The organism is uncultured Zhongshania sp. (assembly GCF_963975605.1).
GTDB lineage: Bacteria > Pseudomonadota > Gammaproteobacteria > Pseudomonadales > Spongiibacteraceae > Spongiibacter > Spongiibacter aquimaris.
The window spans coordinates 126,863-144,476 of record NZ_CAXBHN010000009.1 but is presented as its reverse complement, the minus strand read 5'-3'; the positions used below and the strand labels follow the sequence as shown (position 1 = coordinate 144,476).

The 17,614-nt window shown below is 48.2% G+C and carries 13 protein-coding genes and 1 pseudogene; 5 read left to right on the top strand and 9 right to left on the bottom strand.

All coding sequences use genetic code 11. From position 1 onward, the window contains the following. Positions 1 to 73: 73 nt before the first annotated feature. The 4 genes from AAC007_RS10135 to ilvY all read right to left on the bottom strand — a co-directional run bounded on the left by AAC007_RS10135 (position 74) and on the right by ilvY (position 3,496). Positions 74 to 670, bottom strand: a complete 597-nt coding sequence (locus AAC007_RS10135; RefSeq protein ID WP_339676449.1) for a protein-methionine-sulfoxide reductase heme-binding subunit MsrQ — start codon at positions 668 to 670, stop codon at positions 74 to 76. Then, the gene (gene msrP, locus AAC007_RS10130; RefSeq protein ID WP_339676446.1) at positions 670 to 1,650 is read right to left on the bottom strand and encodes a protein-methionine-sulfoxide reductase catalytic subunit MsrP; all 981 of its coding nucleotides are present in this window, start codon (positions 1,648 to 1,650) and stop codon (positions 670 to 672) included. The genes AAC007_RS10135 and msrP overlap by 1 nt, the downstream gene beginning before the upstream one ends. Positions 1,651 to 1,722: 72 nt before the next feature. Continuing rightward, on the bottom strand, positions 1,723 to 2,538 hold the full coding sequence (gene pssA / locus AAC007_RS10125; RefSeq protein WP_295876198.1) for a CDP-diacylglycerol--serine O-phosphatidyltransferase: 816 nt from the start codon (positions 2,536 to 2,538) through the stop codon (positions 1,723 to 1,725). Between the two features lie 46 nt (positions 2,539 to 2,584). Beyond that, positions 2,585 to 3,496, bottom strand: a complete 912-nt coding sequence (gene ilvY / locus AAC007_RS10120) for an HTH-type transcriptional activator IlvY (RefSeq protein ID WP_295876201.1) — start codon at positions 3,494 to 3,496, stop codon at positions 2,585 to 2,587. 234 nt (positions 3,497 to 3,730) lie between these two features. On the opposite strand from ilvY, the gene ilvC reads away from it, so the two are divergent. Further along, positions 3,731 to 5,206 (top strand): ketol-acid reductoisomerase, encoded by a 1,476-nt coding sequence (gene ilvC, locus AAC007_RS10115; protein WP_219044251.1) that lies wholly within the window; start codon positions 3,731 to 3,733, stop codon positions 5,204 to 5,206. Positions 5,207 to 5,332: 126 nt separating this feature from the next. Here ilvC and AAC007_RS10110 read toward each other — a convergent pair whose 3' ends face one another. The 4 genes from AAC007_RS10110 to AAC007_RS10095 form a co-directional block, all read right to left on the bottom strand. Further along, entirely contained in the window at positions 5,333 to 6,214 is an 882-nt protein-coding gene (locus tag AAC007_RS10110; RefSeq protein ID WP_339676443.1) for a fatty acid desaturase, read from the bottom strand. A 152-nt stretch (positions 6,215 to 6,366) separates the two neighbouring features. Beyond that, positions 6,367 to 7,749 (bottom strand): cytochrome P450, encoded by a 1,383-nt coding sequence (locus AAC007_RS10105; protein WP_339676442.1) that lies wholly within the window; start codon positions 7,747 to 7,749, stop codon positions 6,367 to 6,369. Positions 7,750 to 7,800: 51 nt separating this feature from the next. Further along, positions 7,801 to 8,121, bottom strand: a complete 321-nt coding sequence (locus AAC007_RS10100; protein WP_339676441.1) for a 2Fe-2S iron-sulfur cluster-binding protein — start codon at positions 8,119 to 8,121, stop codon at positions 7,801 to 7,803. A 116-nt stretch (positions 8,122 to 8,237) separates the two neighbouring features. Continuing rightward, a complete protein-coding gene (locus AAC007_RS10095; protein ID WP_339676438.1) occupies positions 8,238 to 10,757 on the bottom strand; it encodes a TonB-dependent receptor in 2,520 nt (839 codons plus the stop codon). Positions 10,758 to 11,052: 295 nt separating this feature from the next. Here AAC007_RS10095 and AAC007_RS10090 point away from each other — a divergent pair, with 295 nt between their 5' ends. The 4 genes and pseudogenes from AAC007_RS10090 to AAC007_RS10075 all read left to right on the top strand — a co-directional run bounded on the left by AAC007_RS10090 (position 11,053) and on the right by AAC007_RS10075 (position 13,876). After that, on the top strand, positions 11,053 to 11,505 hold the full coding sequence (locus tag AAC007_RS10090; protein WP_339676436.1) for a hypothetical protein: 453 nt from the start codon (positions 11,053 to 11,055) through the stop codon (positions 11,503 to 11,505). Between the two features lie 132 nt (positions 11,506 to 11,637). Further along, the gene (locus AAC007_RS10085) at positions 11,638 to 12,657 is read left to right on the top strand and encodes an AraC family transcriptional regulator ligand-binding domain-containing protein (protein WP_339676435.1); all 1,020 of its coding nucleotides are present in this window, start codon (positions 11,638 to 11,640) and stop codon (positions 12,655 to 12,657) included. Between the two features lie 138 nt (positions 12,658 to 12,795). Beyond that, a pseudogene (locus tag AAC007_RS10080) lies at positions 12,796 to 12,977 on the top strand (hypothetical protein); the annotation flags it as partial. Positions 12,978 to 13,225: 248 nt separating this feature from the next. Continuing rightward, complete coding sequence (locus tag AAC007_RS10075; RefSeq protein WP_339676434.1) at positions 13,226 to 13,876, top strand: response regulator transcription factor; 651 nt, start codon at positions 13,226 to 13,228, stop codon at positions 13,874 to 13,876. Between the two features lie 6 nt (positions 13,877 to 13,882). Here the strand turns inward: AAC007_RS10075 and AAC007_RS10070 are convergent, their stop codons facing one another. Then, positions 13,883 to 17,368 (bottom strand): NahK/ErcS family hybrid sensor histidine kinase/response regulator, encoded by a 3,486-nt coding sequence (locus tag AAC007_RS10070; protein ID WP_339676433.1) that lies wholly within the window; start codon positions 17,366 to 17,368, stop codon positions 13,883 to 13,885. Positions 17,369 to 17,614 lie beyond the last annotated feature (246 nt).

The following is a 17,614-nucleotide window of genomic DNA, read 5'->3' as shown; positions in this document are numbered from 1 at the left end:
CACCTCGGTGACGTCCGCCTCAGCAGTTGAGGAGGCGCATTATAGAGATACCATGATGGGAGTCAACTTCTTTCTACAAACTTTTTTGGAGTTTTTGAAATCGTTGAAAAAGTAGGCAAATTATGACCACTGCATATAGAGCGGCGTCGAAGTAGCTGGAACGAACTTGCCAGGCGATATGTAGCCACGCAAGGATGATTGCGGGATAAACCAGCATATGCAGGCGACCCCAATTTTGGCGGAGCGCTCGGACCGCACGGTTATTTGAAGTAATACCCAAGGGAAGCATTAATAGCCAGGCGGCAAAGCCGACAAATATATAAGGCCTGTCAGCGAGTTCGATTTTCGCTAACTGCCAGTCCCAGCCAAATATGTACGTGGCAACAACCAATAAATGCAAACTGGTATAAAGCCAAGTATACAAACCCAGCATTCGCCTGAAGCGAAGCACCCACCCCCAACCCAGCCACGCTCGCATAGGACTTATCGCCAAAGTGAGCACAAATAAGCGGATAGCCCACTCGCCAGAGATATGGATAAGCGATTTAACCGGATCAGTACCGAGATTTTCTGTTACCGCCGCATATACGGTATACACCAAAGGCAAAAGGCACAGAATAAAGACGACAGCCTTTGCAAAACGCAGCTGCCTTGGGGTTAATACTGTCATTAGTAGTTGCGACGCAAATTCATACCTTTATATAAGCCGGCTACTTGATCACCATAGCCATTGAACATTTCAGTTTTTATTCGATTAGGTCTCAACAGACTGCCGGGCAGACGTCTTTCATAGGCTTGGCTCCAGCGCGGGTGACTCACCTCCGGATTAACATTGGCATAAAACCCGTACTCTCTCGGGGCGATACTTTGCCAACTCGTCTTAGGACGGATAGACGTGAAACGCATTTTGACAATTGATTTAATACTTTTAAAGCCATACTTCCAAGGCACAACCAATCGAATTGGCGCACCATTCTGATTTGGCAAGGTTTTGCCGTACATACCCACACTCATAAAGGCGAGGGGGTTCATAGCCTCATCCATACGCAGCCCCTCAGTGTAGGGCCAATCTATGGTACTGAATGAGGAGCGCTGCCCTTTCATCTCTTCTCGGCGATACAGCGTGGTAAATTCCACATACTTTGCATCAGAAGTGGGCTCAAACATCTTTATGAAGTCTGCGAGCGAAAATCCCACCCAAGGAATCACCATCGACCACGCCTCAACGCATCGCAAGCGGTAGATCCTCTCTTCAAGGGTCATTAACTTCATAATATCTTCGAGCGGGTAGTTACCTGGCTTAGCAACATGACCCTCTACTTTTACAGACCAAGGATCAGTGGTCAGGGTGTGCGCATTTCTCGCGGGATCGGTTTTATCGGTGCCAAATTCGTAGAAATTATTGTAACTACTAGCCTCAGCAAAGCTCGCTGTTTTTTCATCGGTATAAAAAGGGTTGCCATCTTGTTTAACAACAGGACTGAAATCGAGACTTTGGCGTGGATCTTCGCCAGCAGCGAACCCCATCGCAGGCAAACCCATGCCTAAGGTGGCTACCCCAACGCCCTGCATAAACTCACGACGCTTGAGATAAACGCTCTCTGGGGTAATTTCACTACTGGGAATATCTGATGGCGTACGAATAAGCATGGCGTGGCTCCCTAAAAAATTCACTCACCTCTATTTAGATGCGCCACGCTATTTATTGTTACAAAACGAGACTCACTTAAATCGGCGATATATTGCCTGTACGGGGCCCGACAGGGCGTAGATCATCGCCGCTGCCAACAAGACACGCGCCGGATCAACCGAAACCAAGCCAAAAACAAAGACGACAGCTATCATTACAACAAAGGGGACTCGGCCGCGAAAATCTATTCCCTTAAAGCTGCTGTATTTCACATTCAGAATCATCAGCATGCCGCACACCGCCATAAGCAGGCCTGCAAACACCTCTATTTCAAAATGGATACCCTGCTCGACCCAGCCCTCTTCTGCACAAACCCACACCAAGCCCGCCATTACTGCCGCGGCGGCAGGACTAGCCAGTCCAGTGAAGTAGTTTTTATCCGCGGTATCAATTTGGGTATTGAAGCGCGCCAAACGCAGTGCCGCACACGCCACATAAATAAAGGACACTGCCCAGCCAAATTTACCCAGATCCACCAGCGCCCAACTAAAAACCACCAAGGCGGGAGCCACACCGAAGGACACCATGTCAGCCAAACTGTCGTACTCCGCGCCAAACTTACTCTGGGCATTCATAAGTCGAGCGACGCGACCATCTAGACCGTCAAACACCATTGCAGCAAAAATCGCGATGGCCGCATTTTCAAAATTGCCATGCATGCCCGAAATAATGGCGAAGAAACCCGAGAATAAGGCCGCCGTAGTAAATAAGTTCGGCAACAGATAAATACCGCGCTTACGCACAGTCTTGCCGTCTACCGATACCTCTTCTTCATGATCATCGATCAGCAATAAGGCTTCTTTATCAAAACTTAATTTCGATTTCTCGCTGTTCGGCTGCTCTGTCATAAAATACTCGACCCGTTAATACGTTCAAAATAGATGCCATCATAAATTAATTCACGGAACTGTACGATGACCTAGCACAATCCCAGAATGCTTTGACCAAGGGGTTCGACAAACGTTGCTGCAATACAATCATGCCAACCTCCATGCTTGGCAGCGCGGGCTCGACCGGAATCACCCGCACTCGCTCACGCAAAAAACTGGTCGCCAATACCAACTCCGGCACCACGCCAATACCCAAACCAAGGGCTACCGTGCTCACAATAGCTTCATGTCCGCTTACCTGTGCGTACACGCTGGGCTTAATCTGCTGCTGACGAAACCACTGCTCTATTAATGTTCTCGCCACGCCACGCTCGGGCAAAATAAATGGCAGACTCGCCAACACCTCTGGGGACAACACCTCCGCCACAGCGGCGATCTGCTCATTGACCGCGCAGGGAATATTCGGCACCAACAAACGCAAAGGAGAACGCGTTAATTCTTGGTATAGCAAGCGCGACGACAACTGCTTGGGCTTAGCGGTAATCCCCAGATCCTCCCCCCCTTCGACGATTCGCTCTATAGCGTCAGCCTGATCCCCCGTGTGCAACTTCAATTCTATAGCAGGATATCGCTGCCTAAACACCTCGAGAATATTACTAAGCACACTATAAGAAGCGGTAACTGAGCAAAATACACCCAGCTCGCCCTGAAGTGCCTCTCCCTGAATATGCAAACGCTGCAGTACCGACTGCCAATTCACCACTGCCTGCTCGGCATAGCGGAGGAATTCTCGACCCGCAGCGGTGAGCTGCACTCGGCGGTTATCGCGCTCAAACAACGCCACACCCACCTGCTCTTCTAAACGCATAATGGAACGACTGACCGCCGAGGCGCTTAAATGCATAGCATCGCCAGTGTGACCAAAGTGCAAAGACTGGCTGAGATGGATAAAGGTCTGGAGCTCTTTGAGATTCATAAGTGCAAGTCTGACGCTGGAAGTCTGGCGTCGGATGTGAAACCGACATAAGCGAAGCTGTAGGTCAGACGTCCGACACCAGACCTCCGACTAAATGCGCGCAACGCAACGCAACATCAACTATATATCATTTTACGCAACAAACAAGCGATGCTAAAGTGGCCGCCATTGTGGGATAGGTGACGCAACACCGCCCGCGACCAAGTTTATAGACATCACACTTAGGAGAACCCCATGGGTCAGAATTATTTCAATAGCCTGCCGCTGCGTCTTCAGCTGCAAGAGCTGGGCAAATGCCGTTTTATGGATCGCAGTGAATTCGCAGACGGCTGCGAATACTTAAAAGGCAAAAAAATCGTCATTATCGGCTGTGGTTCACAGGGCTTAAACCAAGGCCTTAACCTTCGCGATTCGGGTTTAGACGTGTCTTACACACTCCGCGCTGAGGCAATTGCTGAAAAACGTCAAAGCTGGAAAAACGCGACTGAAAATGGTTTTGCAGTTGGCACCTATGAAGAATTGATCCCTGTCGCTGATGTTGTCATGAACCTAACGCCAGACAAGCAGCATACACCTGTTGTAAACGCAGTTATGCCTTTGATGAAAGAAGGCGCCTGCCTAGATTACGCACACGGCTTCAATCTAGTTGAAGAAGGTATGCAAATCCGGAAAGACATCACCGTTGTTATGATGTGCCCCAAATGCCCAGGCACCGAAGTGCGCGAAGAATATAAGCGTGGCTTTGGTGTTCCAACCTTGATCGCTGTTCACCGTGAAAACGATCCTAAAGGCGAAGGCATGGCAATCGCCAAGGCATTGGCTTCAGGCACTGGCGGCGACCGTGCCGGCGTGTTGGAATCATCACCAATCGCAGAAGTTAAATCTGACCTGATGGGCGAGCAAACAATTCTTTGCGGCATGCTGCAAACTGGCGCCATCCTGTGTTTTGACAAAATGGTTGAGCAAGGCATCGATGCTGGCTACGCCTCTAAGTTGATTCAGTACGGCTGGGAAACAGTTACCGAAGGTCTGAAGTACGGCGGCATCACCAATATGATGGATCGCCTTTCTAACCCTGCCAAAATCAAAGCTTTTGATCTTGCAGACGAATTGAAAGACATCATGCGTCCGCTATACGAAAAGCACCAGGACGACATCATCAGTGGTCACTTCTCTAAGACCATGATGGAAGACTGGGCAAACGACGATAAAAACCTGCACGCGTGGCGCGCAGCAACGGCGGAAACTGCCTTTGAAAAAACGCCTGCTGGCGATGTAGAAATCAGTGAGCAAGAATACTACGATCACGGCATTTTACTTATCGCCATGTGTAAAGCCGGTGTAGAACTGGCATTCGAGTGCATGGTCGCTGCCGGTATGGAGCCAGAGTCTGCTTACTACGAATCACTGCACGAAACACCACTGATCGCCAACACGATCGCACGTCGTAAACTCTACGAAATGAACGTGGTCATTTCAGACACGGCGGAATACGGCTGCTACCTGTTCGATCACGCTTGCCGCCCACTACTCAAAGACTTTATGAGCAAAGTTTCTACCGATATTATCGGCAAGGGCTTAAACATCAAAGATCTTGGCGTAGACAATGCTGAGCTGATCACCGTTAACGCTGCAATTCGCAACCATCCCGTAGAAGTGGTTGGCCGCAGACTGCGCGGTTACATGACGGCGATGAAGAAAATCGTTTAAGCCCAGTACATTGGCTTAAGCGAAAAAGGGCGACTCCATATGGAGTCGCCCTTTTTACGTTACGACCTCATTAAAAATATTAGCGGCAATAACCTCTGCATAAGAAAACAAATATAAAGGCCGCATTCATTCCTGCACGGCAACAGGCTTTCTACTCCAAATACCAATAATTGGTGTTCCTTGCGCACGGAGTATCGGCTCTATATCTCGATGAAGTGCCCGATAATGATAGAACGGCACGCGGGGGAATAAATGATGAATAGAATGAATATTTTGCCCTAGCCAAAACCACTCAATAGGTTTCATCCACATCGGCATGATAAGACTACTGGTATTTTGATAACGCTCACTGTTGTCATAAGGAAAGTGGGGACGATAGGCAAACCAATACGCCGTAAAAAAACCACCCGTGAAATAGCCAAGCAACACCACAACCGCAATACCGGGCTGTTCCACCAGCGCAATCGTTAGCACGCGCCAACCTATAGAAAACATTACTTCGAGGCAATAAGTAAACCGCTCTTTCAATTTAGCCGATCGCCAATGCTGTTTATAGAAAAAGGTATTCTGAACATAGAAGAACTTAAGCGTTGTTAACAACGCAGCGAAAAGACCAGTGCGCATTCCACTAATTATAAAATCAGGATCTTTGCCAGCAATATTGGTATAGCGATGATGGGCAAAATGCTCATGCTTATGTGAGTTATAGGGCACGGAGATTATCGGCCCAACTAGATAGCCACACAGATCGTTAACCCATCTCAAATTAGGATTGCTACCATGTATATTACCGTGCACAGCCTCATGCAAGGTCGTATAAGACATATAGGTCAATACGCTAATTAGTGGTGTTGCTAACCACGCCGATATATACCCAGCAGCGAATAACACCAAACAAATAATAAACAAACTACAAACCAGCAGTGTCAGCACAACAGTTGGCCACGCTACGCTACCGATATAATTCCTAGCAATACCAAGGGCTTTTTTATTAAGCTCTGCATCCATAATGACTACCTTTTCACCTCTGAGCATTCGACTTACTGAGCAATACCATAGCGACACCTACACAAAGCAGCTTTGCGCTCTAACTTGGACACTCACTGCTGTCACCCCCATAGAATCAGAGCGACAAAATCAGACTAATATTAAAAAACCAGCTATTTTTTAGCTGTTAATTTAACAATCATCTTCGAATAGCCTTTTACAAAATTGGATTGCACATACTCTGGCTCAGCAACTACTGTTATCTCATCGAAGCGCGCCAGCAGTTCCTCCCAAAGAATACGCAGCTGCAGCTCAGCCAGACGATTACCCATACACCGATGAACACCAAAACCGAAGGACAAATGATTGCGTGCGCCTTTGCGGTCAATAATAAATTCATCTGGCTGATCAATAGCGCGCTCATCACGGTTGCCAGAGGCATACCACATTACGACCTTATCGCCCTTTTTAATTTCTTTACCGTTCAACTCAACATCTTGTTTTGCGACACGGCGCATATACGCTAGCGGCGTTTGCCAGCGAATAATTTCAGATACCATATTCGGAATAACACTGGGGTCGCTCTTAAGCTTCGCAAATTCTGCTGGAAAACGGCTAAGGGCAAGAACTCCGCCGGTCATGGAGTTGCGCGTAGTGTCATTGCCCCCCACAATCAACAACACCAGATTACCCAAAAACTCCAAAGGCTTATTTATTAAATCCTTGGTGTCTTGATTACTTTGCAGCATGCTAATCAGATCAAAACCGGCATCTTGACCGGCCGCAAGCTTCGCTTCCTTCTCTCGCCACAGCTGAGAAAAGTGTTTGGCCATATCCTGCATACCGCAAAACAACTCATCAGTATCGCTGAGACCACCGGTTGTTTCCGCGCCACCACCCGCCAAGTCAGACCAATAAACAAGCTTGTGACGCTGCTCATACGGAAAATCTAGAAGAGTCGCCAGCATTCTCGCCGTTAGCTCTATCGAGACATCCTCGACCCAGTCAAAAGGTGTATCCAATGGAAGTTGATCGAGAACTTCTTGAGTCCGGCTGCGAATCAGCCCTTCCATCTCTTTGAGATTTTTTGGCGCCACAACGCCCTGCACAGCCTGACGCTGTAGATCGTGCTTCGGCGGATCCATAGCAATGAACATCTCAAGCGCCAGCTCCTTAGGCGTACCACCAATAACAATAAATGGCTCTGCGGAAAACAAGTCGTGATGTTTGTCAACAAATACAATGTCTTCATAGCGCGTCACCGACCAGAAGGGACCAAATGCGCTACTTTTTTGAAAGTGGACAGGGCATTCATCGCGCAGTCGTTTAAAATACGACTCCCAACGATTCTGCTTAAACAAAAACGGGTTACTGACATCAATATCTTCTATTGCTAAGCCTGCGACGTCAGGGATCGGCGCCTCAACAAACTCCCGAGCTTTAGCATACACACCCAACTTGCTCTTGGCGGTATACAGCAAGTGCGCACCTTTTATTTGTAGGTGCATTGGTACGCTAGCGGCGCCTTTTTCAACTAGATTATTAAGAATTTTCATAGACCTTCCAAGCTTTATAGTTATGCGTTGAATATTATTGGCCAGTAAACCTTACATCTGAAATTCTGGCAGGCGTGCAACCAGACCATCCATCGTATCAGTAGTTATAATCTGACACGCTAGCCGCGAGGTGTCGCTACGTTCCGGCGTTAAATCTAACATCTGTAGCTCATCGCCGGTCGCGCCGCCGATAATATTCGGACAATTACTTTCAATAATGACGTGGCAGGTACCGCAGGCACACTCCCCACCGCAGTCCGCATCAATACCCGGAACATCGTTATCCAAGGCAATTTGCATCAAGGATTTTCCGGGTTCCAGATCAACAGTGTGTTGTGTGCCATCATGTTCGATAAAGGTAATACTGCCCATCGCTTTCTTCCTCGGTGAAGCCGATTGATCGACTCAGCGACTGATCGCCATAAAACTGAATACGGCATCAATCAACTAAGTCATTTCACGCTCAAAATATTATTTAAGATTAAACTTTAAAACTTATACGTTGCATCCATACCAAAGGTGCGTGGCGGACCAGCCTGGAAATAATCGAAGCCAAATCCTGCCTGTAAATTAATAGCGTAGCCGTCATATTCTTCCTGCGCTAAGTTCTTAGCCCACAGGGAAACAGAATAATCTTCATTGACGCCGCGCCAAGTTAGTCGTGTATTTACTAGCGCATACGCATCTTGCTTAATATTTTCATAGCCACCAACATCGTTATATGCGCTATACCACTGCTTATCCTGATAATTGGCATTCACGTTCCAACTTAGATAGCCGCGGTCACCGCTATAGATTTCGTAGTCGATAGAGATATTGCCGCTAATTTTCGGCGCAGAGATAAGCTCATTGCCAGAGAGGTCGACCGTATCATTGGGGTTATTAAGCGTTTGCGTATCCGACAATTCGAGCTCGGTATACTCTGTTTCAAGATAGCCAACCCCCATCATCAACATTAACTTTTCAGTTGCCGCAAACATAATTTCAGCTTCTAAACCGGCGATCGTTGAACCACCGGCATTCTCTAAGAAATTCGATACGCCAACGACGTTGATAAACTGCTGGTCTTTATAGTCGTATAAAAACGCAGCGGCATTCACCCTGGCTCGCTGATCATAGAAGTCAGATTTAAAACCTATTTCATAGGCATCTATGTATTCAGGTCTCGCGTAAGCATCTTCGAAATCACGTTCACGATAGTAGGCGCCACCATTAAAGTTACCGGAACGAAAGCCCTTGCTATAACTTACGTACATCATAAAATCATCACTAAAACGATAATCAAAACCGAGCTTGCCGGTAAACTCCTGCTCCTTTGCCGACAGTGGTTTAGAAGAGTCCGTCGTATAAGGCCCGTGCGTATACCCTACCTGCCCCGTTGCGAGAAGATCTTCTAATGTCACTTGCCCACTCAATAAATTTTCGAGAAATACATCAAGCTCGACAATCCCTGCATTACCGGCAAGATTAAGGGGTACAAAAGGCTCGTCATTTTGCGTGGTATTGCCGGGAACATACGTGCCACGCGGACTGCCGTCGTAGCCTTCTCTAGAAATATTCAGATAGCTAAGGTCAATTTCGTCAACCGTATAGCGAATACCAAAATCGATGCCGAAATTTGCGTTTATATCAAAACGAAGCTGCGTATAAGCTGCATAGCTAGTCTTGTCAGTAATCATTTTTTGATCAAGCTGGCCATAATCGAGCAAATACGGATAGAAGCCCGTCGCCCCTGGATATGTGATCGCGACCCGCACATCCGGCGGCGTTGCATAAATTGCGTATTCATTATGCATATCCATTTCTTCTACGGCGTAATATATGCCGCCGATGAAATTAAACATGCCGTCATAGTTGCTAGAAATGCGTAAATCCTGGCTATAGGCATCGGTATCTACTGCCCAGCGTATTTCAAGCAAGCCTTCAGGTGATCCGTCGGTATTCTGCTTCTGAGCGTAGTCTGAAATACTGATGGAGGTAATACTGGTGAAAGTATGACTGTCACCAACAAACTCCAATTTGTTGACCAACATATCGGAATTAACGACCAGTGGACCAGTAAAGTTATCTTCCACTTCATGGTGACCTAGGTTTTGCGATGAGGCCGAATAGCCAGTATTGTCCATAAACCCGCTGCTATCATCACCTTGCGCCAAACCACCAGTAGCAATACCGCCTACACCGAGCACACCGTCTCCGCCGCTGAGATTTCCGCGCGGCTCATTTCTGGAGGCGTTAGCTAAAGAATCATTCTGGCCGTGTGTTAACTTAAGCACGTTACTCATATTTTCAGTTATCTGCCAATTTAGCGTTAAACGCAAAGCCTGAAAATCGATAGACGATAAATTGGGACCACCCGAGCGGTTCTCTATATATCCACTATTGCGAGAAAAGGAGTAGGCGAGCCGCGCCGCTAAAGCGTCTTCGACTAAGGTGCCTTCAACACCTAAATCGCCAACTCGCGAATCGTAGTTACCTGCACCTAATTTGGCATTCACATGAAAGCCATCGTTGAGCAATGGCGTTTTAGTAATGATATTGATTGCACCACCAGTGGTGTTTTTTCCGTACAGTGTTCCCTGTGGTCCTCGCAAAACCTCTAGGCGCTCAACGTCGAAGAAATTCATACCGTGAGTGTATACCGCCCCCATATACGACTCGTCGGAATACACACCAATAGGGCTCGCCTGGTTAGAACTGTAGTCCGACATGCTGACACCGCGTATCGCAAAGATCGGCTGCACCTCACCAAATGGACCGCTGACCTGCATATTAGGCACTTGCGCAGAAATATCATTTGCGCTGGCAAACCCAAACTTCTCAAGAGAATCGGCGGTCATACCAGTGATCGCAACAGGGGTGTCCTGCGTACTTTCCGAACGCTTCTGCCCCGTAACAATAACCTCTTCTAGCATTGGCGCCGCAAGGGCAAACATCGGCATGGAACTCAGACTTAACAGCGAGGTGCCGAAGACGAACTTTCTTACTCGACGGTGAAATACGCGCATATAATTATTATCCTAGTGAACGAATAGCGCATATATTCTATAAAAATGACCTTCCCGTCTTTTCCGATACGGACAAGTTTTTGACAAATTAGGACAAGCCACCAAAGTGCGCAAATGATAAAAATTCGTCCTAAAATGCCAAGACTCCCCCCTAGCAAAGATCAATAATCGAATCGATAGCACAGAGAACGCGAATAAAGACATTGCGTCATGCTTGTTAACAAGCCGCTTCGCAAAGATGGCGACTGGCACGGGTAAGCATCCAATAACGACACCACCAATACCGGAGATAATAATGAATAAATCAATAGGTAAATTTATATTAACAGCGGCAATGCTCAGTGCTTCGTCGTTTTCCAGCGCGCAAAACCTGAGCGCACTTCAAGCGCTTGGGGCACCACTTAGCAATTTATTCGCGGGTGGAGCTGCCAACAATGCCCTTATAAGCCCCCTTAGTACCTTCGACACGCTAGTAGCACCGCTGCAATCAAGCACAGAGGCCATCGGATTAAACTCCTCTCCTTTATTTAATATCCTTCCAACTAATCCGCTGATAACGACATACAGTATTTTGCTCGCCGGCCCGTCAGAAGCGATTATCGTTGGCGACCTACTACAGGGAACGCTTATCATAAACGGCATTCTCGACGGGATTCCCAGCGGCACGCTTGTACGCCAAACCATTCACAGCACGGGACTCGGAGAGCTACCGCTACCGATCAGCGGGCTCATTAACTCTCAATTCTAAAGATCAACAGTAACGCCCGCCTAGCCGGGCGACACGCCACTATGCATAAACTTATACCCTAACAGGGACATTCTTAAGAGACTTGTTATAATTAGCGGAACAACACTAATGACAAGATATCTGAGAAGCAGAATGACTGCACCGGTGAGAGCAAGCTGTTTAAACAACTTAGTACTTCTAGTTGAAGAGCTGCAGGGAAACCCAGAAGATTTATTCGTCAAAGCAGGCATAGACTACAGCCGACGGGATGACGACAATTACTTTTTCCCATACCAAAGTTTTATCGATTTACTGGAATTGTGCGCCCAAAGCCTAAGGATGCCGGATATGGGCTTACGGCTAGCAATGCGGCAAGATCAGTCGATTCTGGGGCCGGTCGCCTTTTTAGCGCTGTCTGCCCACGATGTTAGATCTGCCTTAATAAGCGTGGGAAAATTTTTATATCATTTCACACCTGCCATTTCACTCACCTTGAAAGAAGGCGAGAATCAACCAAGCTACGTTTGTTTAGAGCTACTCAACACCAACAGCAACGACCGCCGACAAGCCGTGGAACACGCGGTGGGCTGCACGCTCCACATTATCCATCTAGTCACGGAAGGCAAATTTAAGGCCCGCGCAGTACATTTTCGTCACTCAAAAATGGCGCCAGACAAGCAGTATCAAAACGCATTCAACTGCCCAACCCTATTTAAACAAGAACACGACGCCATCGAACTCGATAGCAATTTTTTAGATCTTGAGCTGAGTTCCCACAACCCTCAGTTACACGACTTAGTCTCCAACTACCTTTCGATGGTAGAGGTAGATTCCAGCTCTACAACTAAGCCAAATACCCCCGCAAGCAAGCAAGTCCGACATTTAATTGGGAAGTTACTCCCCACTGGTGAGCTTTCACGGCCGGTCATCGCAGACAACATGAAACTTCACGAACGCGCACTTCATCGCAAGCTGCAAGCTGAGGGCTACACCTTTGAAGCGCTAGTCGATGAGGTCAGAATTACCGAAGCCAAAAAACTACTCTCGAACGAGACCATACCCATGTCTCAAATTGCCGGCTTATTAGGCTACAACGAGCAAAGTTCATTCAACAGAGCATTTAAACGCTGGTTTAATATGACTCCAAAGCAGTACTTACAAAGCAAACATTAAATTATTGTGATTAGTTAATTTTAAATCAAAACGCAAATACAGAAAAAAGGCGCTACTGAATAACAGGTATTTCTAGTGTGCTTGTGCCTCTCCTGCACCCTGCGAATAACGGATACCTCCACACATCCTGCGGTGGCGGACACCATCCAATGGACCGAGGATTTGCCAAAAACCCGTTCAGGAAAAATCATGCTCGCATACTGCGCAAAATTGCCGCCGACGATACCGAAAACCTCGGTGATTTATCGACCCTTGCCGCCCCCAACGTTGTTGCGAAACTGATCGAAAACCACAAGTCGAGCAGTACAAATATCGCTTGAGCTCAATACCGGAGGTCGAACTATACTTGTAGGTGCGCCCACCTATTAATGGATGCTCGACGAGAGACACAAAACTGAGTTTTTATCTCAGCACTTGCCATCTCCCGCCTAGCGTCTTTCACACTAGGGTGGGCATAACATTCAATTCAAGCTCCACATCAAAAGCGCAAAATTAACAGGTATAACCTGCATCAAAGTGGATTTTTCTATACACTGTAGCCGAAATAAATTAATAAAAAGGGCTTCAGATGGACTCACTGCGATTCATTATTGCCGACGACCACCCCTTATTTAGAACAGCACTTAAGACTAGCCTCGGTCAAAGCTTTACAAACTGTGTAGTTAACGAAGCGGAGTCTCTCAAAGACTTGCAAGACCTGCTTATATCCACCCCCGATTGCGATCTAATACTTCTCGATTTACATATGCCCGACGCACAGGGTTTTAGTAATTTGATACACCTGCAAGCACAGCATCCAGACATTCCAGTAATTATCATTTCAGGGAGCGAAAGTCCCGACGTGATGTGCCGTGCCATCGACCACGGCGCAGCTGGATTTCTACCAAAAAGCAGCCAGGCAAATATCATAACAATTGCAATCAATGCGGTACTCGACGGCGCTCGATGGCTACCCGAGGGAGTGCGCTATCAAATAGGACAAGACAGCAAAGAGCAAAAAATAGCCAAAGACATCGCCAGCCTAACGCCACAACAATTTCGCGTGGTAACCCTGCTAGTGCAAGGCCTACTAAACAAACAAATCGCCTACGAACTCAATGTTAGCGAAGCGACGGTTAAAGCCCATATCACCGAAATCTTTCGAAAGCTCGGCGTGCACTCCCGCACCCAAGCCGCACTGCTGTTTTCCCAGCTAGAGGTAAACCCACCCCAGCTTTGATTGGTTTTATCCGCGCAAAACCAATTGCCGCATCAGGCCCCGCAATGCGGCTGGCTTTACGGGTTTGGCTAAGAATCGATAGCCCGCACCTTCTACCTGAGCGCGCACCTCTGCGCTGTTATCTGCGCTAATCACCACCGCCGGCAACTGAGTATGCCAGCGGTAATTTAAGGCTTGCAGTACCTCCAGCCCCGTTTCGCCGTTATCTAAGTGAAAATCAGCAAGTACAATATCCGGCGCAGAGTCCAATCGCCACTGCCCTAAAACCTCGCCAAGGTTTGCGCCAGTAAACACTCGGCATCCCCACTGACTAAGTAACGCCTGCATACCTGCACGAATACCAAGCTCATTATCTATGCACAAAACGCTTATCCCGGCCAGCTCAGATTGTAAGCTAGGAGCTTGTTGTTCAACTCGACTCGCAACGATATGTCCTGCTGGCACTTGAATTGCGAACACACTGCCGCGCCCCTCTTCTGACCGAAGTGTTATCTCATGGCCGAGTATTCCGCTGATTCGCTGAACTATCGACAAACCCAAACCCAAGCCCTTTTCGGAGTCATTATTAACACCGCTGTGGGCGCGTTCGAACTCGTCAAACACCCGCTGTTGGTCCCGCGGGGAAATACCGGGACCGGTATCCCAAACTTGAATCAGGATATTGTCCGCGCGACGTCGGCAGGCCAGTAAAACACTGCCTTCTCGGGTGTAACGCAAAGCATTAGAAAGGAAGTTTTGAATCACCCGTCGCAATAACTGCTGATCGCTATACACCCAACAATCACAGGGGCGAACCTTCAAGGTAAGGCCATTTTGTTTGGCGAGCAGGGCACTCTCTCGCGTCAAGGGCTCTAATAAATCTTTTAAGCAGAAGTCTCGGCGATCGAGCTGAATATTGCCCGAGTCCAAACGAGCAATTTCCCGCAAGGAGGTAATCAAATTTTCCGCACTACTTAACGAGGCATCAATATGTCCAACCTCGGCGGCAAAATCACTGCCTTGGGTGCGATGCGAAAGTGCGGCGGTAAATAAACGTGCCGCGCTTATTGGTTGTAACAAGTCATGACTGGCCGCCGCCAAAAATCGACTTTTACTAGCGTAAACGGTATTTAGCTCACGCTCGATTTTTGCCCGTGCCTGGTTCTCAGTCGCCAGTGATGCATTCGCCGCTTCCAGCGCCGAGGTCCGCTCAATAACGCGCCGTTCCAACTGGTTTTTCACGCCATCTAATTCATTGAACATACGCCGGTATTCGCTGATATCGGTATAGGTAGTCACGTAGCCGCCCCGCGCCATTGGCGTACCACAAATTTCGACAACCAGGCCATTAGGTAGCGACCGCTCTATACGGTAGGGTTTTCCGCCGCTTAATAAAGCCAGACGGCGCGCAATAGCCCCGTCCACGTCAGTATCCGCATTTTGCAAATATCCTCGCTCTGCATTGAACTGGTAGACCTTGGCAATAGGACAACCGATATACAACAGCCGCTCGGGAAAACCAAATAACTCGATATAGCGGCTGTTCCACGCCACCAGATCCAAATTGGCATCTACAACACTCACACCCTGAGGTATGGTCTCTAAGGTGATTTGCAATAAATCCTGACCAAACTGCAACTGCTTAGATGTGTCGCCGATCAACAGCACAAACTCATCAAGCTGCAATGGCTTTTTGCGCTGTAGTAAATCTAAAGTGCGATGCGCTGAAACCGCACCGACAATAGCAGCCAATGCCGCTTCTACATCCTTTACAACAAATCGTGGCACTCTATCGTTAGCCAGTAAGCGCTGACCAATCCTTTGTTCGAAACGCTGCCAGAGTTGCCTGCTTCTATCTGCGCCCAAGAGTGGCGTCAACATTCTCTGCAACTGCCAGCTTTCAATCTTGGTGAGCTCAAAATCGGCTTTTTGATATCCCCTCACTAAACGCAGCTGGGTAAAGGCGCGCGCTTGGCGTAACTCAATCGCCTTAAACCGACTCATTGCAGACACCAACACTAAGCTCGCACAATTCAGCAATAGACTCCAAAACACCCCATGGCTTAAGGGATCTGGAAATTGAAAACCGAGCAGTGCCTCTGGCCGCAACCACAACAAGCCAAACGGACCATCACTAAGCAAGGGATGCCCAGGCCCCAGCAAAGCAGGTAGCAATAGGCAATAAAACCAAATTGCACCACCAGCAAACAGGCCGGCAATAACTCCACGAGAGTGCGCTCTAGGCCAATACAAGGCCGCGATAATCGATGGCATTAATTGCGCAGCCGCAGCAAAAGACAGCAAGCCCAGAGACGCCAAACCACCGCGACCACTTAACTGCTGCTCCAATAACCAGGCGGCCAGCAGTAACGCCGCTATCGCGCCACGTCTGACCTGCTGCAACCAGCGGGCATTAATACTGTGAGCACGATTAAAAAACTGCCAGAGCGGCACCATCCACTCGTTGCAGACCATCACCGACAAGGTCACACAGGCAACAATAACCATACCGGTAGCCGCCGATAAACCACCGAGCAAAGCCACTACCGCTAAGGTATTACTGCCAGCCGCCATAGGTGCAGACACCACCAACATATCTGGACTAAGTGGCGCGCCACTCCCGAGAAGGGACTGCCCCAAAATCGCAACTGGTGCAATAAGCGCACAGAACAACGCTAGGTAGATTGGAAATATCCAACGCGCGGCGCGCATATCTCGACGGCTGTGATTCTCTAGCACCATAACGTGAAACTGCCGAGGCAGGCAGACTATCGCGGCCGCTGCCAAGACAAGCTGAGTAATGAAATTGACCGGGGCAGGCAAATTCGCCAGTTTCCCGTATTCGATTTCAAGCCCATTACTCCCCGCACTAAACAAAATACTTAGCGCAAACACGCCCACCGCCACAAACGCGGTCAACTTTACAAGGGATTCCACCGCAATTGCCGCCATTAAGCCGCGATGACGATGTCGTTTATCAACCACCCGGGTGCCAAAGGCTACCGTAAAGACAACTAAAATTAGCGCTGCTATGAAACTAGTGCTGCTATGACTTGTAGCCAAGTTTGGTTGCCACATATGCTGCACGGTCAACCACGCCTGTGTAACAGCTTTTAATTGCAAAGCAATATAAGGAAGACTGCCAGCGACGGCGATCAAGGTGACCAATGCTGCAAGGAATTGATGCTTCCCATAGCGAGAACCAATAAAATCCGCTATTGAAGTCACTCGGTTACGCGTGCTCACAACCGATAAGCGACGGATAAACGGCCACGCCAATACAAACAAAAGAATAGGGCCAAGGTAGATTGGAACGAAAGACCAGCCGTCGTTAACGGCCTGACCAATAGCCCCAAAAAACGTCCAAGAACTGCAATAAACAGCCAGCGATAGGCTGTAAACTAAGGCGCGCACGACCGGCGGCCGCTGGGTATGCCGATCGGCCCACCAAGCTATTAGAAATAAACACGCGACGTATATAAACGCCAACAATACCAGCCACTGACTTTCCAACTCTTAGCCTCATCACGCCTGTCTTTGGCAATCATCTTGCGAATGCTTACAGTCTAGCGCAGCGCGAGCACATCGCTACTCGACAATAGTCTACATTGCAGCGGTCACTATGGTCTCTGTCACCATTTAAAGTCGCCCTTGGGCAGATTTACGGTATTAAGACTTTCCCTTGGCGCCAGCGATGCGTAACATTCGCACTCCAGAAATCAGGCTGCCTCAGCACTGAACTTAGTCAATACATCGAGC